Source organism: Vibrio sp. C8 (genome assembly GCF_054051265.1).
Map to the genome: position 1 here is coordinate 170,639 of NZ_JBPAOE010000050.1, position 20,988 is coordinate 191,626.

Sequence of the window (20,988 nt, forward strand, 5' to 3'; positions counted from 1 at the left end):
TTTTAATGAAAGTACTGCATATATCATTCGTTGGTGAGTTGTCTCGAGGGCTTAAGAGCCAGTTACAATATGAAAGTCAAGCAGCGGAAGCTGTGGGGTGTGATTGGGAATCACTTGTTTACCACCGTGGTAAGATAGAATCGAGTGTAGAAAGGGCTCTTCCTTTATGGGCTCGTGGATTTTTCTTGAGAAGGCTGTTCGCGTGGGTGTATCTCATGAAACACCATAAAAATTACGATGTAGTTATGCAGAGATATATGGTATTAGATGTTTTCGCACTCTTCTTTTCTCGGTTTGTAAGTAACCGTATTACTGTCCATCATTCTAAGGAGATTGAAGAATTAGAGTTGATCCGTACAGGATATAAAGGTAGGTTAGCAAGTTTAATTGAAAGCGTTGTGGGGCGTCGGGCACTTAAGAGAAACTTAGGTCTGATCGGTGTAACGGAAGAGATATTTCATTATGAAAATAAAAGGGGAGGAGGAGGTTTTCCTAAGTTGATATATGCCAATGGTATTTATCAGCAACAGCGAGAGGTTTTAATTGATAAAAGGGATAAAAGTGTAGTCAATATTGCTTTTGCTAGTAGTGAGTTTAAGCCTTGGCAAGGGCTAGAAATTTTATTTGAGAAAGCAAAATCTTATACCGGTAATAGTATTTTTGTACATATAATGGGAAAACTTAATCCTAATCAGATCGAAAAAATTAATCAACTAAATAATAATGAATCTTGTAGAGTGAACCTCGTTTCTCATGGCTACTTAAAAAAAGATGAACTGATTAAAGTGTTGCAGTTATGTGATATTGGTATCGATTGTTTATTGATCGCTGATAAAGGACTAACAGAGGCTTGTACGTTTAAATCCCGTGAGTATTTATTTATGGGCTTGCCTGTATATGCTGGTCATAATGATAGGGCATTTCCTGAAAATTTTCCTTATTTTCTACGTTCAGAATTCGATTTTGATACCGTCTATGACTTTGCAATGTCCAATAAGGACACTTCAAGGGATATCGTTGTGGCTGAGGCTAAGCCATTTATTGATAAGTCAGTCTTACTAAAAAAATTAACTCAAGATATTAAAGCGGAACTATTATAATGAAATATCTTTTTGTATGCAGTCGTTTAGATACTATGTATGTAAAGAGAGAGCGACTTTTTAAGTTATTGCTTGAGGCCGGGAATGAAGTATCACTATTATCTATGGAAAGACATGATGAAACAGAAAATGAATTAAAAGGCCTGGGTGTTAAATATTATCCAATTAATGGTATTAGAAACAAGATTTCGATTATTTCTGATTTTAAATTAATTAGAAATATTTATTTATTGCTCAAAAAAATCAATCCGGATGTAGTGGTTACTTATACGATTAAACCAAATGTTTATACAGGATTAGTCGCCAGATTACTCCCTACGAGAACTAAGTTTATTCCCGTTGTTACTGGATTAGGATTCGCTTTTCAGCAATCTAGCCTTGTTCGTAAGGCGTTTAGCCAATTTATTATACAGTTACACCGTTATTCGTTTTCAAATGCTCATCTTGTCATCTTACAGAATGAGAGTAACAAAGCTTTATTTAGTCAGACAAAGATAGCTCGTAAGAGTAAAATGTTAGTCGTTGCTGGAGATGGTGTTGAAATTCCTGATGTTACGGCAAAGAAGTTTGATAAAGGTGCGAGATTTATTTGTGTCGCTAGGTTACTTGGTGAGAAAGGTCTCAGAGAGCTTAATCGAGCCGTCAAGGTCGTCAAGACTGATTTTCCTGATTTTAGTGTTGAGCTCTATGGAGGTCTGGAAACTTCTCCAGATGCAATAACTCAATTGGAGGTAGAGAGTTGGAAGAAAGACGGTACTTTAGTTTGGAAAGGTTATTGTGATTCTGTTGGAGAGTTGCTCAGAGAGGCGGATATCTTTATTTTACCTTCTTACCATGAAGGAATGTGTACATCAATTAGCGAAGCAATTTCTTATGGTCTCCCTATTATTGGAACTAATATTGCCGGAATTAGGGAAATGGTTGACGGAAATGGTATCCTGGTCGAACCTAAAAATAGTGACGATTTGGCTGAAGGAATCAGGTTTATGCTGTCAATAAATAGATCAAAGCTGTCAGAGATGAGTGGTAAAAGTCTAGATATAGCAAGGTCTTCCTTTGACAGAAAAAAATTGATGCAAGAAATGTATAAGGCGATAACTAGATGAGCAATGTAATTATTGTGGGAGCTCCTAGGTCGGGAACCAACATGCTTCGGGATATGTTGATCAAACTTGATGGTGTCGAGACTTGGCCATGTGATGAAATTAATTATATCTGGAGGCATGGAAATATATCTTATCCATCGGATTGTTTTACCCCTGAAATGGCAACACCTGAAGTTAAATCTTATATCAAAAGACAATTTGATAGTTTTCGTGTGAAATCGAATGCGGATGTTATAATAGAAAAAACTTGCGCTACGACATTACGAGTTGGTTTTGTCAATGAGGTTTTTCCTGAGGCAAAATATATCCATATCATACGAGATGGAGCTGATGCAGTAGGCTCCGCAAAGCTGCGTTGGACGGCTAATCTGGATATCCCTTATTTGATGAAAAAGGTAAGGTACGTTCCTATATCCGATCTGCCCTACTACGCAATTCGTTATGCTTGGAATAGATTAGTCAAGCTATTCTCGAAGAATAGAACTCTGAGTTATTGGGGGCCTCAACTAGACAATATGAAAGAATTAACGTCTGGCTTTAGTGTGTTTGAAATTTGTGCTTTGCAGTGGAAAGTATGTGTGTCACGATCTAGAAAAGAACTCGAACAATATGATCCTAGACGCGTATATACACTTAAGTATGAAGATTTTGTAGCGAATCCCACTGAAGAGTTTGTTAAACTTTCCAAGTTTATAGGTAAGATACCTTCCGCAGAAACAGTTAAAAAGGTCGTGGGCAGTACGAGCTCAAAGAGTGTCGGCAAAGGGCGATCTCAATTAGACACTAAAGAAGCGAAAAAAGTAAACGATATAATTAGTGAAGAGCTAAAACTCTACGGCTACTTACCTCTGGATAAAGACAATGATATATAGAAGTGGTGGAAAACGCCTGTTTGATTTATTTTTTTCTTTTTCTGGACTAGTAATATTGTTTCCATTGGTAATATTGGGGTGGATTGCTGCTTCAGTTAGTACAAGATCAAATGGCTTCTATGTTCAGAAACGAATTGGTCAACATGGTAAGCTAATTAGAGTATATAAGCTGAAGACAATGCTAGACAGTCCATTGAAGTATAGTAGTGTTACTGCTCTTAACGAAAGTAGAATTACAGCTACAGGTAACTTTTTGCGTAAGTTAAAACTTGATGAACTTCCACAACTCATGAATGTTCTTTTAGGCAATATGAGTTTTGTTGGTCCAAGACCAGATGTTCCTGGCTATGCAGATAAGCTGGAAGACAAAGATAGATCATTGCTTGTGATTAAGCCCGGTATTACAGGGTATGCTACTTTGTTTTTTAAGTATGAAGAACAAATATTAAAAGAAGTAGTAAATCCTCAGTACTTTAATGACTCTGTGATTTATCCTTTAAAGGTTAAACTTAATCTAGAATATTTAGACATGTATTCATTAAAATCTGATCTGGGTCTGATTATGCAAACCGTGTCGGGGAAAAACTTCGAAGGGCAGTTAGTGGTGCCTTTAAGAAATGAAAAGCAATGTTTAGATCTTTTGGATAAATATAAATGTTAAATACAGAATTCTCCCCGTGGCCAGATTACAGTCAAGAAGAGGCTGATGCTGTTAAAGAGCTGTTATTGACTAACAGAGTAAATTATTGGACGGGTAATGAGTGTCGTGAGTTTGAGAAAGAGTTTGCTGAATGGAGCGACTGTGACTACGGTATCGCTGTTGCAAATGGCACTTTAGCTCTTGATTTAGCTTTAAAGTCATTAGATATTGGATCTGGAGACGAGGTTATTACAACTCCACGAACGTTTTTAGCATCAGCATCCTCAATTGTTACTGCCGGTGCAAATCCAGTTTTTGCCGATGTAGATCTTAATAGCCAAAATATTACAGCAGAAACAATTGAACAGGTTATAACAGGTAAAACTAAAGCCATTATTGTTGTACACCTAGCAGGGATGCCTGCCGAGATGGATGCTATTATGGCCCTTTCAGAAAAGCACGGCTTTAAAGTCATTGAAGATTGTGCACAAGCGCATGGAGCCAAATATAAAGGTCGTAGTGTCGGTACTATTGGTCATATTGGTGCGTGGTCTTTCTGTCAGGATAAGATTATGACCACTGGCGGTGAAGGTGGTATGGTGACAACCAACGATCATCATCTATGGTCTAAAATGTGGTCATATAAAGATCATGGTAAGAGCTTTGATGCGATCTACAACAAGCAGCATCCTCCAGGTTTTCGTTGGTTACATGAAAGCTTTGGTACAAACTGGCGGATGACAGAAATGCAAGCGGTGATTGGCCGTATTCAGCTAAAACGTATGGTGGAATGGACCGCGAAGCGCCAGCACTATGGTCAGTTAATTGATAATGCTGTTGCAGATTTGTCTATTATCCGTACGGTTAAGGTGGCAGACTACATTGAACATGCTGAGTATAAACATTACTTGTTTGTTAATCCGGAACATTTAAAAGCAGATTGGGACCGAGATCGTATCATTGAAGAGATTAATGCTGCAGGCGTCCCAGCATATCAAGGTAGTTGTTCAGAAGTTTATCTGGAAAAGGCTTTTGATAATACCCCGTGGCGACCAGCAGTACGTTTAAAGAATGCCGTAACTTTGGGTGAAACCAGCTTAATGTTTTTAGTTCATCCTACGTTAACTGAGCAAGAAATGGCTAAAACTGTTGATGTAATTCGTAAAGTACTTAAGTTGGCTTCTAAATATGTAACGCTGACTTAGTTGTGTCATTATTGAACAGAACAGAACGTTGAATCAATAGATGTACTCGATTATGGATAAATTAGCTTGTATATATTCCTTACCAAGAATCTATAAGCGATTGATTAGCTTGGGTATTGACTCATGCTTTATTACATTTGCATTCTTTGCCGCTATTTGGGTGCGCTTGGGAGAAATTACCCCAGCACTTTCTCCTACAACCCTGTTAACCTTGGCTGGCACATTAGTCGTTACTTTATTGGCGTATACTAAGCTAGGCTTGTATAGAGCAATACTCCGTTACTTAACGTTCCACGCTTTAACCGTTGTATTGGTTGGCGGGATCGTTTCTGCGGTATCAATTACCACTTTTGCTTACTTCTTTCACGCTTCCATTCCGCGTACGGTCCCTATTATCTACATGACTTTTTTGATTCTGTTCTGTGGTGGTTCCAGAATGGTGATACGTGCTTTGATTGTACAAGCTAGCCGTCGTAGCTGTAAGCGAGTATTGATTTATGGTGCAGGAAGTACTGGTAGGCAGCTCGCTATTGCGTTAAGAAACTCAGAGAATTATCAAGTTAAAGGGTTTATTGATAATTATGGTGTACTTGAAAGAACCATTATCCAGGGTTTAACCGTCTATTCGCCCGAGCAAATTGAACATTTGGTTGCCAAGTTAGGTATCGATAAAATACTGTTAGCAATGCCGAGAAAGTTGCGTTCTGAGCGCAAACAGATAATTGACGGGTTGCTACACCTACCTGTTGAAGTTCTAACGGTTCCGGATTTTAAAGATATTGTTAATGGCAATGCGACCGTTGATGAACTTAAAGATGTCGCTATTGAAGATTTGCTTGGCCGCGATCCGGTAGAGCCAAATCCAAATCTGATGATTGCTAATATCAAAGATAAAGTGGTATTAGTAACCGGTGCCGGCGGTTCGATTGGTTCAGAGCTGTGTCGACAAATACTGCGTCAAAAACCAAAAACATTGGTATTGTTTGAGTTATCTGAGTTTGCTTTGTACCAAGTGGATAAAGAGTTATCGGCTATTAATGAGCAAGAACAACTAGACGTTAATATTGTACCTTTGCTTGGTTCGGTGCAACGCATTAACCGCATCAGTACTGTGATGAGGTCATTTGCAGTACAAACCGTTTATCATGCTGCGGCATACAAACATGTTCCTTTGGTGGAATATAATGTGGTGGAAGGGGTGCGTAATAATGTGTTTGGTACCTACTTTACGGCGAAAGCAGCTATTGAAGCTGGTGTAGAATCTTTCGTGTTGATTTCTACCGATAAAGCCGTACGCCCAACTAACGTTATGGGAACATCAAAACGTATGGCTGAGCTTGCTCTGCAGGCTTTGGCTGATAAAGAAAACCAAAAGACTAACGGTACGCGTTTTTGTATGGTGCGTTTTGGTAATGTCTTGGGTTCATCAGGTTCTGTAATCCCGTTATTTAAACGTCAGATTGAGCAAGGGCATCCAATTACAGTGACTCACCCAGATATTATTCGTTACTTTATGACCATACCAGAAGCGGCTCAGCTGGTGATTCAGGCGGGTGCATTAGGTAAAGGCGGGGATGTTTTTGTCCTGGATATGGGCGAACCGGTTAAGATTGTTGATTTAGCCAAGAATTTAATTCAGCTTTCTGGTCTTGAAGTCAAATCAGCAGAGAACCCGAATGGGGATATTGAGATTAAGTTTACTGGATTGCGTCCGGGTGAGAAATTATATGAAGAGTTGCTTATCGGAGATAACGTCGCTGGAACCAGTCACGAGCGTATAATGACCGCTAATGAGCAGTTTTTACCGATTGAAACCTTTAGTTTTATCTTAGATAACCTCGATAAAGCATGTCATAACTTTGATCATGAAAAAATTCGTCAAATTTTGCTTGAAGCGCCAACGGGCTTTAACCCAACTGATGGTATTGGTGATTTGGTATGGAATGTCAAGCAAGAGGTAAGCTCGAATATTGTGGACTTTAAAAATAATCAAGTGTGATTGATTTCGATAGTATCTTTATACTTCGCAACTATTTAATTAACTAGTTTAATAATTAAGGAAATACTTTGACTGAGCAAAATCAGCAGCCAGCCCAAATGGGTGAATATTCTCCTCAAGTCCCGGTTGCTTATCATCAGCAAAATGATGAAATCGATTTGAGAGAATTATTGTTAACTTTGTGGCAAGGAAAATGGATTGTTTTAGCATCAATTTTACTTGTGGGTATTGTGGCTGCTTTTTATGCAGTAAAACAACCTAATGAATATCAAACGAAGGCCTCCGTTGTTGTAAATAGTAGTTTTTATTCACTGGACGATACTTATCAATTGAGTTTGTCACCGCATTTGTTGACTGGTAGTGGATTAGTTAATGCGCTTAAAGATAAATCCGGAGATAACCGTAATTTAGTTAATGGGGTTGGCATTTCATATGACAAGCGTGATCAAGTTTTTACTATCAGTAAAACATCCACATCTCCAGAGCAAGCGTTTACTGGCGTTGAGTTAGCGGTGAATCGTTTAAATCCTATTTTAAAACAGTTAGAGCTGAATAAAGTAGTGACGGCTGTTAACTCAGTATCGTCATTAAATGAACTCAATTCTACAGAACAGGTTAAATCATCCCTATCTGAAATTTACGCCCAACAGTTATATAAAAAGGCAGTGCTTGAAAACCCTGACTCACAGATTGTTCAAGTGGTAAGCCCTCCTGTAAAACCAACCAGCCATATTAAGCCTAAACGCCCTTTGATCATTGTTTTAGGTGTATTACTTGGTGGTATGGTGGGAGTCGCTATTGTCCTGCTTCGTTTTGCATTCCGAAAAGAAGATTAATTTTTTTAACTTCCCGTAATGTTTGTTTTAAACTCCTCCGCTATCCGAAATAGGTAGCTGGGGAGTTTTTGTTTGTTAATAACCCAACATCCCCCGCAACTTCACTTCACTGTTTTATCTATACTCCCTATATCGCTATTAGGCTGAAATCAATAGCAAATATAGGGAGTATGGTTTATGCAACTCGTCCATCATGGCGGCAAAAATACGGTAACTGGTTCGTGTCACGAACTCGTGTTTGGAGACCGTTCTATTCTTATTGATTGCGGTATGTTTCAAGGCGCGGATGCGCAGCAACTTAGCGAGCCATTTCCTTTAGATAACGTGAAAGCGTTAGTGCTTACTCACGCTCATATCGACCATATAGGGCGCTTGCCTTGGCTTATTACTCAAGAGTTTAATAAACCCATTTACTGCACAAAGGCAACGGCACAGTTAGTGCCTTTGATGCTTGATGATGGGCTTAAAATTCAGCAGGGACTGACGTTTGAAGCTCGCAAGCCGATCATTGAAGCGATCATTCGTTTGCTTCATCCGGTGGATTATTATCGCTGGATTGATGTCGATACTTTCCGCTGTCGATTTAATCCTGCTGGTCATATCTTAGGCTCTGCGTATTTAGAAGTGGAGCTACCAAATCAGGAACTTGTGGTGTTTTCTGGCGATTTAGGACCAAGCAACACGCCGTTGTTACCTGATCCGGTTCCACCGAAGCAGGCAGACTATCTAGTTATTGAAACGACCTATGGTGATGCTAAACACGAAGGGGTAGAGCACCGGTCTCAGAAACTAAAAGAGATCATCGATCGTTCTTTGTCTGATGGTGGCACAATCCTGATTCCCGCGTTTAGTGTTGGGCGAACTCAAGAGTTGCTATTCGATATCGAGCAATTGATTCATGAACATCAACTCGATTCTAAACTACCTATCATTCTTGATTCACCCATGGCGCAAAAGGTCACTTTGTCTTATCAGAAATTCAGAAGCCTTTGGGGTGAAGAAGCCAAACAACGTCTCAAAATGCATCGCCATCCACTCGCGTTTGAACAGTGCATTACGGTCGGTGATCATCAGGCGCACCAAGAACTGGTGAATCGTCTGGTTTCAACGGGAGAGCCTGCAATTGTCGTGGCAGCCTCAGGCATGTGCGAAGGTGGGAGAGTTATGGATTATCTCAAAGCCCTTTTGCCTGATGAGAGAACCGATGTGATATTTGCAGGCTTTCAGGCTGAGGGAACACTAGGTAAGTGTATCCAACAGGGAAACAAAACAGTTTGGATTGATGAAGAGGAAGTGTCAGTAAACGCTCACATTCATATTATGTCGGGCTATTCTGCCCATGCGGATAGTGATGACTTACTCAAGTTTGTTGAAGGGATACCAGTTAAACCTAAGCAGATTCATCTGATTCATGGAGAGCCAGAGTCCGAGAAAGCTTTTGCCAATACCTTGCGCTCCAAAGGTTATGAGGTTGTTGAGTAAGCTTACAGACTAAATACAAGAATGAACGTGCTTGCGAATGTATTCCACAACCTCTTCTTCAAACCAGGGGTTTTTCTTCAGCCAAAGCGTGTTCCGAGGTGAAGGGTGCGGAAGTGGTATAAACGTCGGTGCCCATTTTTGCCATTGTTGTACGGTCTCTGTGAGAGTTGCGGGTTTATCTTTTAGATAGTAATTTTGCGCGTACTGACCGATCAGTAACGTCATTTCAATATTCGGTAATTCGGCTAGCACTCTTTGATGCCAGAGTGGAGCGCATTCTTTTCTTGGTGGTAAGTCGCCACTGTTACCTCTGCCGGGATAGCATAATCCCATTGGCATGATGGCAATTTTCTCAGGGTTATAGAATGTCTCTTTATCGATATCCAGCCAGCTTCGTAGTCGATTGCCACTGGGGTCATTCCAAGGAATAGAAGTCTCGTGTACTTTTGCTCCCGGAGCTTGGCCGATGATGAGCAACTTAGCTTTTTTGTGAGCCTGAATAACCGGGTTTGCACCTAAGGGAAGTGAGTGAGCACATACTTCACAAGCTCTGATTTCTTTGAGTAGAAGATCTAACATCAGTAGCCTTTGTCAAAATCAATTCGATTTTCTAATTGGAAGCCATCTCGCCACAAGCGGTAGTTGTGAGCAAAAATTTCAACCACCTGATGTGGGAAACTTAAGGCTGCTATGTGTGGTGTGATAGTGACACTACTGTGCTGCCAGAAAGGATGTTCTGGTATTAGTGGCTCATTGATGAACACATCAAGAAAGGCGTGTTTGATATGCCCTTGTTCAATAGCAGGAATTAAATCTTCTTCAATCAAAATAGCACCGCGCCCAACATTAAACAGCAGAGCATTGGAGCAGTAACCCAATGTTTTAGCGTTTAACAGCCCTTTGGTCTCTGGGGTATTTGGCAAGGTATTAACGACGATATCAGTGCGTTTCATGGCGTTTTCGAGTTCATTGATATGGTAAGTATCATGAAATGTGCCTGTTTTCGCTGGTATGCCTGTGGTATTAACACCTATCACTTTGATTCCCAGTGCCGCTGCTGCTGAAGAGAGGTGAGAACTGATAGAGCCAGTACCGAGTATCAGCATCTCCTTGGTATCAAGGGAATGATATAAGTGTTGCTGCCATTGACGTTGAGCTTGTTGCTTTTCATACGTAGCAAAGTGACGGAAATGGCTAATTGTGTAGCCTAAAACATATTCTGATATCTGCTGGCCGAAGATGCCTTTAACATTGGTTAACTCATAGTCTTGTCGAAGATGAGGTGCGGTTAAAGCATCCACACCTGCATAAGCGGATTGTAGCCATTCTAGCTTTGGAAAGTCATCGAGGCATTTCGCGGCCATGGGAGGGGCAGCCAAAAGTATCGACGCGTCTTCTCTTTGTTCTGTGATGACTAAGTCTTCAAGCATCAATGATTCAACGTTTTCTCGATAAACGTCGTTTTGTTCCGTCAAAATATAAAGCTTGTGAGTGAAATTGTTCATAAGAGCCGCTTTTTTCCCCGTTGGTTATCCAGTACACTTCCGCTGTCTATTTTCCTCAACGGTTGAGTGCTTATGCTCCAAAATCCTGTACAGGTTCGTCTAGAAAAGTTCGAGCCTTGGCAACAAATTACCTTCATGGCTTGCTTGTGTGAGCGTATGTACCCTAACTATGCCATGTTTTGTGAAAATACTGAATTTGCTCATGCCCGCGTTTATCGCGATATTTTAGATAGTGTGTGGGAGCAGCTAACAGTCAAAACGGCCAAAGTGAACTTTGAGCATCAACTAGAGAAGCTAGAAGAGATCATCCCGACCTCGGAAGATTTCGATATGTATGCCGTGTACCCAGCTATTGACGCTTGTGTTGCGCTATCAACGTTGCTGCATGGCTTATTAGACCGTGACTACCTGTTTGAAAACATGCTAGAAGTCAGCCAGATATCGGTAACCACTGTCGCTCAATTGGAAGAAGCTCAAACGGGTGAAGAGATCACAAACGAGAACCAAAAGCAGAACGAAGCGGTTTGTGCTGAATGGGACGTTCAATGGGCCATTTATCGCCCGCTGCGTGAAGTCGAAGGTCGTGATATCGATCTAATAAAAGATTTGCGCCAAGAACTTCGTGATGAAGGCGTGAGCAATATTGGTGTGACTCTCTAATTCTGTTTAGGCTTTATGAGCTATGTTGCTGTCTAAAAAAATCTCGCAGATAAAAAGCGCCGTGAGCAACAAAATTGTGCGGGCGTTAGATTTTCAGTCGCGTATCTGGGTGATTCGAATATCGGAATCAAGATTGAAAGACGAATCCTTTGTTATTAACGAAGATAGCTTTCAAGAGCCTTTACAGTGGATGAAACGACGTAATTACACACCCGTGATGCTAGAGCAGGTTGAAGATATGCAGCGTTCTCAGGTTCGTATCTTTCATTTTGACCATCAGACGCATCATCTCTTACGGGTTAAGTAACCAACCTTTCGGATATTGCCCTTAGTAACTTACGCTAAGGGCGATCTCTTTTAGTTATTCGTCATTGTCGTCATGATCGCGACTTTCAATCACACGGTGTGCTTGTTTCCATCGCTCCCAACGTTCTGCTGCCAATTTTTGCATGTTGGTTGTGCGGTCTGCTTCATCAATAATCTCTTCACCAATCAAATGCTCGAAAATATCTTCCAAGGTTAGCAGGCCTTGAACGGTTCCATATTCGTCAACCAACATGGCAAGTTGCGATCGGTTTTCAATCATTTGCTCAAAAGCCTTGGGTAAAGTGATCGTATTCAGCAGAACATGCAGTGGCCGCATAACACTACCAATTTGTTTTTCCCCTTTTCCTTTTTGTTGCAATCTAAATAACTCCAATCGGTGTACAAAACCGAGGATATTGTCTTTATTCTCGCTGTAGATCAGTGGCCGAGAAAACGGTGTGTTTTTATGTTGGGTCAAAAACTCATTGATGGTCATTGTAGCATCAACTCTAAAAAGCACTCTTCTCGGGGTCATTGCCTGTATTGCCGGCACATTTTGAATGTTTAATAAGTTGTAGAGGATTTTGGATTCACCAGACGTAAACTCACCGCTCTCATGAGCGAGTTGAGCCATAGCTGACAACTCTTCTCGAACTTTAGGCGTTATTCGATTTCGCGTAAGTAAATGGGTGACTTTTTGGGACATCCAAACGAAAGGCAAAAGCAACACCACCATCCAGTGCAGAATCTTTGCGGTCGCTGGCGCAAGCTGTCGCCAATATGTTGCGCCAATCGTTTTAGGCACTATTTCTGAAAGAAAAAGGATACCCAGCGTTAATATCGCCGAAAATAATCCTAGCCACTGACTGCCAAATACCACTGATGCCTGAGCACCCGCGCTAGCGGCACCCGCAGTATGTGCAATGGTGTTTAACGTTAAAATTGACGCCAGCGGTTGGTCAATGTCGGCTTTTAGGCGTTCCAGTTTTTGAGCACAAGGGTGGTTCTGTTGACGTAACTGTGCCAAATAACTGGGTGTAATACTCAGTATCACGGCTTCAAGAATCGAACAAATAAACGACACGCCAATGGCAATCAAGACGTAAATTGTGAGCAGAAACATGAATACTCCTTAGGTAAGAGAGCGAAATACACCCTAATATTTCAGATGTTTCAACACATTGATGCTTATTTAATAAGGTCGTTTTGCTGTAAAGCAAGGGTATATGCAGCCAATTGATTTAGGAAATTGTGAGTTAATGCCCAGAATATGGTTAAAACTACGTCAGATAAGCAAATCTTGCATGACAAACCTTTGCCAGCTGGGGCACTTATGCTTTAGAGTGAAGCGAATTCGATAACCTATCAGAAGGGAAAACTAATGAACAAGACCCAATTAATCGACTTTATCGCAGAAAAAGCAGACCTATCTAAAGCTCAAGCAAAAGCTGCTCTTGAAGCGACTCTAGGCGCAGTTGAAGGTGCACTTAAAGATGGTGACCAAGTTCAACTAATTGGTTTTGGTACATTCAAAGTAAATCATCGTGCAGCTCGCACTGGCCGTAACCCAAAAACTGGTGCTGAGATTCAAATCGCTGCAGCAAATGTACCTGCATTCGTAGCAGGTAAAGCACTGAAAGATTCTGTTAAGTAATCTATACTACGCCGAGGTAGTCTTATCTCGGCGTTCTTTTCTATGAAAAAAATTCTTTCCTCTCTTTTCGCTTCCGCTCTTATTGCGGGATGTTCATCTTCCATAGATACATCTAACTTCGCTCAAATGAGTCAGTTTTCTGGTGGTCAACGTACTGGAGACGCAACTAGCTATTACTGGTACGTCGAAAATGCATCTCAAGCTTTATCTGCCTCTGACCATGTTACTTCTGAAACCTATGGTTGGTATGAAACCTCTTACCGCTGGGATGAAGGAAGTGTGCGTGAAGTGGTTCGTAAAGGTGAGCAACTCAAAGATGGTGAGCTTGTACCATATACTGCGCATGTCCGTTTTAATAAAGATGGGGAAGCGGTATATCAGCAGTACCGAGTGAACAAGAAAATTTTGCCTCTCAACGAAGGGCAGTTAGAACGCTACGTTTTAGAAGCAAAAGCCATTACTAAAATGACGAAAGACCAAAATAAACAAGGTCTTGAGCTTATTCAGGGCTATTGGGATGGTTCGACATTTGAACGTTGTAACGGACCCGATTACAACAAGGTTGAGTTTAACCATACGCTTCCGAATTTCGTTATGAGCCGCTTGTCTACACTGGATAACTACATTGGCTTTCTAGGGAAAATTCGCAATAACACTGTTTATATCGATGAATTGCTCATTCTTGCCGATGATGATCACGACTGTATCGAAAGGCCTCAGTTGATTACTGAATAACGTGCTTTTGAGGTTCCACCAATAAAAAAGACGCTGAGTTTCCACAGCGCCTTAATCTTAATTGCTTTAGCTATTACTTATCAGCTTGTTGCTCGCGCGCGATAGCACGGTAGCCGATATCGTTGCGGTAGAACATGCCGTCCCACTGAATTTGTTTTGTTAGCTCATAAGCGCGTTGTTGTGCTTCAGATACTGTGTTGCCCAGTGCCGTTGCACAAAGAACACGACCGCCGTTAGTCACAACATTGCCGTCTTTTTCAGTTGTACCCGCATGGAAAACTTTTTGACCTTCCACTTCAACTGTTGGTAAGCCAGAAATTACATCACCTTTGTTGTAGTCGCCAGGGTAACCACCTGCAGCAAGCACAATACCGATAGAAGCGCGTGGATCCCACTTAGATTCCATTTGATCTAACTTGCCATCAATAGCAGCCAGACAAAGTTCAACTAAGTCTGATTGCATACGCATCATGATAGGTTGAGTTTCTGGATCACCAAAGCGGCAGTTGTACTCGATAACTTTAGGTGTACCCGCTTTATCGATCATAAGACCAGCGTATAAGAAACCTGTGTATGGGTTACCTTCTGCTGCCATACCGCGTACCGTAGGGTAAATCACTTCTTGCATAATGCGGTCATGAATTTCTTGAGTAACCACTGGCGCTGGAGAATAAGCACCCATACCACCTGTGTTAGGACCTGTATCTTTGTCGCCTACGCGTTTATGGTCTTGGCTGGTGGCCATAGGTAGCACGTTAACGCCATCAACCATTACAATGAAGCTTGCTTCTTCGCCATCAAGGAACTCTTCCACAACAACACGGCTGCCTGCATCACCGAATGCATTGCCAGCTAGCATGTCTTTAATCGCGTCTTCTGCTTCTTCTAGCGTCATTGCGACAATAACGCCTTTACCAGCAGCAAGACCATCTGCTTTAACAACAATAGGCGCGCCTTGTTCACGAACGTAAGCCAATGCTGGTTCAATTTCAGTGAAGTTTGCGTATGCCGCCGTTGGAATGTTGTGACGAGCTAAGAAGTCCTTAGTGAAGGCTTTTGAACCTTCTAACTGAGCTGCGGCTTGGGTTGGACCAAAAATCGGTAAGCCTGCTGCACGGAAAGCATCAACCACGCCGATAACTAGTGGCGCTTCTGGACCAACAATCGTTAAGTCAATTGCGTTTTCTTTTGCGAATGCTACTAAACCAGCAACATCTTCTACCTGAATTGCCACATTTTGCAGTTTAGGTTCAAGAGCTGTACCAGCATTACCCGGAGCGATAAAGATATTTTTAACGTTCGGGTTTTGGGCAACTTTCCAACCAAGCGCATGTTCACGGCCGCCAGCACCAATAATCAATACATTCATTCTTTAAAATCCTTATAGCTGCGCCAATGTCATTATTTCTGTGTCAAAAGTGCTCATTTATGCTTATAAACTGCGCGCTTTTTCCTTGAACTAAAGCCATTGGCTTGCTCTAACACATTTCAAAATATCAGATATTTAAAATGCAAAAATATCAAAAATGTTTACTCAAAATAGTTGGTGATGTAGCAAGGCAACAATTGAGCACTTCCCCAGGAGCATAAATATCTATGTGACTGGGGAGGGCGAAAGCCGTTAACGCCGCTACAACGCCAAATATGAAGAGTAAAAGTTAGTGGCGGAAATGACGCATACCCGTAAAGATCATCGCCATGCCGTGTTCATCTGCTGCAGCGATAACTTCGTCATCACGCATTGAGCCACCTGGTTGAATTACGCACTTAATGCCAGCTTCTGCTGCTGCGTCGATACCATCACGGAATGGGAAGAATGCGTCAGAAGCCATTACGCTACCTGCAACTTCAAGACCTTCGTCTGCTGCTTTGATGCCTGCAATTTTAGCTGAGTATACGCGGCTCATTTGTCCTGCGCCGACACCAATTGTCATATCGCCTTTTGCGTAAACAATCGCGTTTGATTTCACGTATTTCGCTACTTTCCAGCAGAATAGGGCATCTTTAAGTTCTTCTTCAGTTGGTTGACGCTTAGAAACCACTTTCAGGTCATCAAGTGAAACCATGCCTTGGTCGCGATCTTGAACAAGAAGGCCGCCGTTGACACGCTTAACATCAAAGCCAGTTGTTTTCGTTGACCACTCACCACACTCAAGTAGACGAACGTTTTTCTTCGCAGCGACTACTTCAATCGCTTCAGCAGAAACTTTTGGTGCGATGATTACTTCAACGAACTGGCGTTCAACGATAGCGGATGCGGTTTCTGCATCTAACTCTTGGTTAAATGCGATGATGCCGCCGAATGCTGAAGTTGGGTCAGTTTGGTAAGCGCGGTTGTAGGCTTCTAGAATATCTTTACCTAGTGCTACACCACATGGGTTTGCGTGTTTTACGATCACACATGCTGGTTCAGCGAACTCTTTCACACACTCGAGTGCAGCGTCTGTATCTGCAATGTTGTTGTATGAAAGTGCTTTACCTTGAATTTGAGTCGCTGTTGAAACAGATGCTTCTTCTGGGTTTGCTTCCACATAGAAAGCCGCCGCTTGGTGGCTGTTTTCACCGTAGCGCATATCTTGTTTCTTCTCGAACTGTTGGTTGAATGTGCGAGGGAATTTACTCTCCTCATCACCTTCTTTGTTCTCACCGTAAGATGGAACCATAGTGCCGAAGTAGTTAGCGATCATGCCGTCGTATGCCGCTGTGTGCTCGAATGCTGCGATAGCTAGGTCAAAACGAGTAGCAAGAGTGAGAGATTTTTCGTTCGCATCCATTTCAGTAATAACGCGGTCGTAATCTGAAGCGTTAACTACGATAGTCACATCTTTATGGTTTTTCGCCGCAGAACGAACCATTGTTGGACCACCGATATCGATGTTTTCAACAGCATCTTCTAGCGTACAACCGTCTTTCGCGACTGTTTCAGCGAATGGGTAAAGGTTAACAACCACCATATCGATAGGGTTGATGCCATGAGTAGCCATGATTTCATCATCTTGGCCGCGACGGCCTAATACGCCACCATGAACTTTCGGGTGTAGCGTTTTTACACGCCCGTCCATCATTTCCGGGAAACCGGTGTAGTCTGAAACTTCAGTTACAGCGATACCTTTTTCTGCAAGCAGGCGAGCGGTACCGCCAGTAGATAGGATATCGACACCGCGTTGTGCGAGCGCTTGGGCGAACTCAACGATGCCAGTTTTATCTGAAACACTGATCAGTGCGCGGCGAATTGGACGAGCGTTACTCATGCTTCCATTTTCCTTTAATTCATGGAGTTGATACGAAAGGTGTTTGCCAAAACTGTTCATGGGCGATGTTGATTCATCACTGCTTGGTCAGTTTTGGTAAAGACCCTATATCTGTATCAATAGTCTTCCAGATTTCGGATGGCGCGTATTCTAACCAATTTATTACAAAAGATCTCGCGCAATCGTTTGGCATGGGGAAAATAAACTCTAAAAACAGGTTTTTCAAGAGAAAAAAGTAACGAAGAGGTAAATAAAGCAAGTTATTTCTAGTTGGGAAGTGGGAGTGGATTGAGCTGTTGATATTGCAGTCAGAAAATAAGATATAGATGTGTTAACAAGTAAAAGCTCGATGTGAGAAAGAAAAAGTGGGCATTTGCCCACTTCCCCTTTAAACCTTAAACACAGAAAAGCTGTGAGTCAGACGTTGCCCGTTTTCTTGTAGCTGCTCGCTTGCTGCAGTGACTTGTTCTGCTTGAATTGCCGCTTGAGCACTGTGATCGGCTATCAGGGTGAGGTTACGGCTGATTTCATCTGTTGCCAAAGATTGCTGGGCACTGGCTTCGGCAATATGTTCATTCAATTGCAGGATTTGTCGAATCTGCTGATCAATATCATCCAATGCTTGTTGAGCTTTTTCTGCTTGCTCTTGAGTGCCTTTCGATTGTAGCTGAGTTTCGTCCATTGACGAGCTCACCTGATGTGCTCGCTCTTGTAGCCCTGCAATGATCTGTTCTATTTGTTGAGTGCTGCTCTGAGTGCGGGTTGCCAGTGAACGCACTTCATCAGCAACCACCGCAAAACCTCTCCCTTGCTCGCCAGCACGTGCTGCTTCAATGGCTGCGTTGAGAGCTAACAGGTTAGTTTGTTCTGCTACACCGTAGATCACCTCAAGTACCGCGCTTACTTGCTGAATCTCTTTGGCTAAGGCTTGAGTGTTGGTGTCGGTAGCGGTCAATCTTTCAGATAGTGAATCCATATAAACGGATACTTGATTGATGACATCACGCCCTTGCTGACTCTTCTCATTAGCGGTTTGAGCTGCAATCGCCGCATTTTGTGCCGCGTTAGCCACTTCCTGATTGCTGGAGTGAAGCTGGTTCATGGCAGAAGCGACGGTATCCACCGATTGCTGTTGTTCCATTGCTTTACCCGCCGCATTTTGAGCAACATGAGTCAGCTCAAGTGCTGAACCGGTCACCCCATCCGTTACTGGCACGATATCCAGCACGATATGGCGAAGCTTATGAGTAAACTGGTTGAAGGCTTGAGCGATACGCGACAGTTCGTCTTTGCCTGATGCATCAAGTTGTTTGGTAAGATCTCCTTCACCTTTAGCGATATCTTCCATCGCTTGCAATGTTGCAACACATGGTTTGGTAATACTTAAACCGATCAAATAAGCGAGGGTCAACATAGCTATCAGCACGATGGCTAAGCCAGTAAATACACTTTGCAGACGTTGCCAAACCAAAGCGTTTACATCATCAATATAAACCCCTGAACCGACAATCCAGCCCCAAGGTTCGAACAACTTAACGTAAGAGACTTTTTCAACGTCGGTTTCTGAACCTGGTTTAGGCCACATGTAATAAACGGTTCCTTCGCCCTTCTCACGGGCAATGTTCGCCATTTCGACAAATAAGGCTTTGCCTTGTGGATCTTTCACAGCAGAAAGGTTTTTTCCATCAAGCTGAGGCTTGAATGGGTGCATGATCATTGTCGGAGTCAGATCATTCATCCAGAAGTAGTCCTCTTCTCCATAACGTAACTGAGCTACGGCTTGTTTGGCTTGGTTTTGAGCTTGTTGTTCGCTCAAGGTTCCTTGAGTCTGGAGTTGATAGAAGTGGTTGAGTAGAGAGTGGGTGTTTTCAACCAAATGGCGAGTTTGTGTTTGTTTAGCTTTTATTAGGTCACTTTGATAATCCTGCACCATTACCATAAGCGGAAACAGAAGGAACAGAGTGATCATTCCACTAAGCAGATATAAGCGAGCACGGATGCTGATTCGGCGTAAAGAGACAAAAATCATAAAGCCACTCCTTGTAATACGGCAATTCGGGCTAGCAAACTGAATAATGAATTGTGTTGTTAACATTAATGTAACAATGTGGATTTTGATTTGTATATGAGACTAAAGGATAAAAAAGTGAAAACTGTTAGTGAGGTCTACAATAGTTAGTTGAAATTTGGCGTGAGTGTTGTACTGGAATTTGATGGCAGGACAAAGGATTTGATAATGAACCAATAAAAAAGCTCAACTATTTCTAGCTGAGCTTTTTAAATTCAATTAGTTAGCACTTTTTATTAGTTCATGCCGTATTTTTTAAGTTTCTTACGAAGAGTGCCGCGGTTGATACCCATCATAGTTGCTGCGCGAGTTTGGTTACCGCGAGTGTACTGCATGATCGTATCTAATAGTGGCTGTTCAACTTCCGCTAGAACTAACTCGTATAGTTCTGTTACTTCTTGGCCATTTAACTGAGCAAGATAGTTTTTAAGAGATGCTTTAACGGAATCACGTAGTGGCTTTTGCGTGATTTGGTCTTGTGAAGTTACTGTAGTTACTGTTAAAGCTTCTGAAGTCAGATTTTGTTCGAACATATTCGGTCTAGCTCTTCTCTTAATTATGATGCAACGTTATCAAAATAACCTTCAAGCGCTTCCAATTGCAGCGAGGCTGCCTCTATGGCGTTGAAGGTACGGCGAAACTCACTCGCTTCTTCATGTTCTTTTAAGTACCAACCCACGTGCTTACGCGCGATTCGTGGCCCTAAATACTCTCCATAGAAACCATGTAGAGCTGTCACATGACCAAGCATAATACTTTTCACTTCCTCAAGAGGAAGGTCGGGCATTGTGGTGCCGTTTTCCAAATAGTGTCGGATTTCCTGGAAAATCCACGGACGACCTTGGGCAGGACGTCCAATCATTAAAGCGTCAGCGCCTGTGTACTCAAGCACATATTTGGCTTTCTCCGGAGAATCGATATCACCGTTAGCGATAACCGGAATACTGATTGCCTCTTTCGCCGCTTTAATGCTGTTGTATTCTGCCTCTCCTTTGTACATACAAGCTCGCGTTCTCCCGTGGAGTGCTAATGCCTGTATGCCGCAGTTTTCGGCTAATTGAGCGATGTAGACACAGTTTTTATTGTCTGTATCCCAGCCAGTACGGGTTTTGAGTGTCACTGGGACATTCACCGCATCTACCACCGTTTTTAAAATCTCTTCTATGAGATCAGGAAAACGAAGTAGTGCAGAGCCGGCTAGCTTCTTATTCACTTTTTTCGCTGGGCAGCCCATGTTGATATCGATGATTTGCGCACCGTTTTCAACACTGAATTGAGCCGCATCGGCCATAAGCTGTGGGTCACTTCCCGCAATTTGTACAGAACGAATGCCCGATTCGCCTTCATGTACCATACGGTTTTTTGATTTATCGGTATTCCACAGTGCAGGGTTGGAAGACATCATTTCACTGACGGCCATTCCTGCACCATATTGAAGACACAACTCACGAAAAGGTCTATCAGTGACACCTGCCATAGGGGCAACGATAAGATTGTTCTTAAGTTGATAATTTCCGATCTTCAAAACGTCTTCACAGCTTAGTACCAGCAAGGGCGCGCATTTTACGC

20 protein-coding genes and 1 pseudogene are annotated in these 20,988 nt (G+C 42.2%); 12 read left to right on the plus strand and 9 right to left on the minus strand.

From position 1 onward, the window contains the following. Positions 1-5: 5 nt before the first annotated feature. The 8 genes from ACRQQK_RS18420 (at position 6) to ACRQQK_RS18455 (ending at position 9,240) form a co-directional block, all read left to right on the plus strand. Positions 6-1,100 carry a hypothetical protein gene (locus ACRQQK_RS18420; protein ID WP_457513835.1) on the plus strand — a complete coding sequence of 365 codons (1,095 nt, stop codon included), beginning with the start codon at positions 6-8 and terminating at the stop codon, positions 1,098-1,100. After that, positions 1,100-2,206 carry a glycosyltransferase family 4 protein gene (locus ACRQQK_RS18425; protein WP_457513837.1) on the plus strand — a complete coding sequence of 369 codons (1,107 nt, stop codon included), beginning with the start codon at positions 1,100-1,102 and terminating at the stop codon, positions 2,204-2,206. The genes ACRQQK_RS18420 and ACRQQK_RS18425 overlap by 1 nt, the downstream gene beginning before the upstream one ends. Then, a complete protein-coding gene (locus tag ACRQQK_RS18430) occupies positions 2,203-3,078 on the plus strand; it encodes a sulfotransferase family protein (protein ID WP_457513838.1) in 876 nt (291 codons plus the stop codon). Before ACRQQK_RS18425 ends, ACRQQK_RS18430 begins: the two co-directional genes overlap by 4 nt. Further along, the gene (locus tag ACRQQK_RS18435) at positions 3,068-3,739 is read left to right on the plus strand and encodes a sugar transferase (RefSeq protein ID WP_457513840.1); all 672 of its coding nucleotides are present in this window, start codon (positions 3,068-3,070) and stop codon (positions 3,737-3,739) included. Before ACRQQK_RS18430 ends, ACRQQK_RS18435 begins: the two co-directional genes overlap by 11 nt. Next, entirely contained in the window at positions 3,733-4,923 is a 1,191-nt protein-coding gene (locus ACRQQK_RS18440; RefSeq protein ID WP_457513841.1) for a DegT/DnrJ/EryC1/StrS family aminotransferase, read from the plus strand. Before ACRQQK_RS18435 ends, ACRQQK_RS18440 begins: the two co-directional genes overlap by 7 nt. A gap of 52 nt (positions 4,924-4,975) precedes the next feature. Next, positions 4,976-6,922, plus strand: a complete 1,947-nt coding sequence (locus ACRQQK_RS18445) for a polysaccharide biosynthesis protein (protein WP_457513843.1) — start codon at positions 4,976-4,978, stop codon at positions 6,920-6,922. 68 nt (positions 6,923-6,990) lie between these two features. Next, on the plus strand, positions 6,991-7,758 hold the full coding sequence (locus tag ACRQQK_RS18450; RefSeq protein ID WP_457513845.1) for a YveK family protein: 768 nt from the start codon (positions 6,991-6,993) through the stop codon (positions 7,756-7,758). A gap of 177 nt (positions 7,759-7,935) precedes the next feature. Next, positions 7,936-9,240, plus strand: a complete 1,305-nt coding sequence (locus ACRQQK_RS18455; RefSeq protein WP_457513846.1) for an MBL fold metallo-hydrolase — start codon at positions 7,936-7,938, stop codon at positions 9,238-9,240. A gap of 9 nt (positions 9,241-9,249) precedes the next feature. Here ACRQQK_RS18455 and ACRQQK_RS18460 read toward each other — a convergent pair whose 3' ends face one another. Continuing rightward, positions 9,250-9,819, minus strand: coding sequence for a uracil-DNA glycosylase family protein (locus ACRQQK_RS18460; protein WP_457513848.1), 570 nt, complete (start codon positions 9,817-9,819; stop codon positions 9,250-9,252). Then, the gene (locus ACRQQK_RS18465; RefSeq protein ID WP_457513849.1) at positions 9,819-10,745 is read right to left on the minus strand and encodes a D-2-hydroxyacid dehydrogenase; all 927 of its coding nucleotides are present in this window, start codon (positions 10,743-10,745) and stop codon (positions 9,819-9,821) included. The genes ACRQQK_RS18460 and ACRQQK_RS18465 overlap by 1 nt, the downstream gene beginning before the upstream one ends. Positions 10,746-10,817: 72 nt before the next feature. Here ACRQQK_RS18465 and ACRQQK_RS18470 point away from each other — a divergent pair, with 72 nt between their 5' ends. Continuing rightward, a complete protein-coding gene (locus tag ACRQQK_RS18470; protein ID WP_167411998.1) occupies positions 10,818-11,405 on the plus strand; it encodes a YjaG family protein in 588 nt (195 codons plus the stop codon). A gap of 22 nt (positions 11,406-11,427) precedes the next feature. Next, entirely contained in the window at positions 11,428-11,712 is a 285-nt protein-coding gene (locus ACRQQK_RS18475; RefSeq protein ID WP_175579693.1) for a hypothetical protein, read from the plus strand. Between the two features lie 54 nt (positions 11,713-11,766). Here the strand turns inward: ACRQQK_RS18475 and ACRQQK_RS18480 are convergent, their stop codons facing one another. Beyond that, positions 11,767-12,834 carry a CNNM domain-containing protein gene (locus tag ACRQQK_RS18480; RefSeq protein ID WP_457513851.1) on the minus strand — a complete coding sequence of 356 codons (1,068 nt, stop codon included), beginning with the start codon at positions 12,832-12,834 and terminating at the stop codon, positions 11,767-11,769. Positions 12,835-13,092: 258 nt separating this feature from the next. Here ACRQQK_RS18480 and hupA point away from each other — a divergent pair, with 258 nt between their 5' ends. Continuing rightward, on the plus strand, positions 13,093-13,365 hold the full coding sequence (gene hupA, locus ACRQQK_RS18485) for a nucleoid-associated protein HU-alpha (protein WP_102941587.1): 273 nt from the start codon (positions 13,093-13,095) through the stop codon (positions 13,363-13,365). 42 nt (positions 13,366-13,407) lie between these two features. Then, positions 13,408-14,100, plus strand: a complete 693-nt coding sequence (locus ACRQQK_RS18490) for a DUF1481 domain-containing protein (RefSeq protein WP_457513853.1) — start codon at positions 13,408-13,410, stop codon at positions 14,098-14,100. Between the two features lie 73 nt (positions 14,101-14,173). Here ACRQQK_RS18490 and purD read toward each other — a convergent pair whose 3' ends face one another. From purD to dusB, 6 genes and pseudogenes are all read right to left on the minus strand, one after another. Further along, positions 14,174-15,469, minus strand: a complete 1,296-nt coding sequence (purD, locus tag ACRQQK_RS18495; protein ID WP_457513855.1) for a phosphoribosylamine--glycine ligase — start codon at positions 15,467-15,469, stop codon at positions 14,174-14,176. A 289-nt stretch (positions 15,470-15,758) separates the two neighbouring features. Continuing rightward, positions 15,759-17,351, minus strand: coding sequence for a bifunctional phosphoribosylaminoimidazolecarboxamide formyltransferase/IMP cyclohydrolase (gene purH, locus ACRQQK_RS18500; RefSeq protein WP_457513857.1), 1,593 nt, complete (start codon positions 17,349-17,351; stop codon positions 15,759-15,761). Between the two features lie 116 nt (positions 17,352-17,467). Then, positions 17,468-17,602 (minus strand): annotated as a pseudogene (locus tag ACRQQK_RS18505) (phosphoribosylamine--glycine ligase); the annotation flags it as partial. Positions 17,603-17,739: 137 nt separating this feature from the next. Then, entirely contained in the window at positions 17,740-19,380 is a 1,641-nt protein-coding gene (locus ACRQQK_RS18510; protein WP_457513859.1) for a methyl-accepting chemotaxis protein, read from the minus strand. Between the two features lie 275 nt (positions 19,381-19,655). Further along, a complete protein-coding gene (gene fis, locus ACRQQK_RS18515) occupies positions 19,656-19,952 on the minus strand; it encodes a DNA-binding transcriptional regulator Fis (protein WP_000462885.1) in 297 nt (98 codons plus the stop codon). A gap of 23 nt (positions 19,953-19,975) precedes the next feature. Then, a complete protein-coding gene (dusB, locus tag ACRQQK_RS18520) occupies positions 19,976-20,944 on the minus strand; it encodes a tRNA dihydrouridine synthase DusB (protein ID WP_457513862.1) in 969 nt (322 codons plus the stop codon). Positions 20,945-20,988 lie beyond the last annotated feature (44 nt).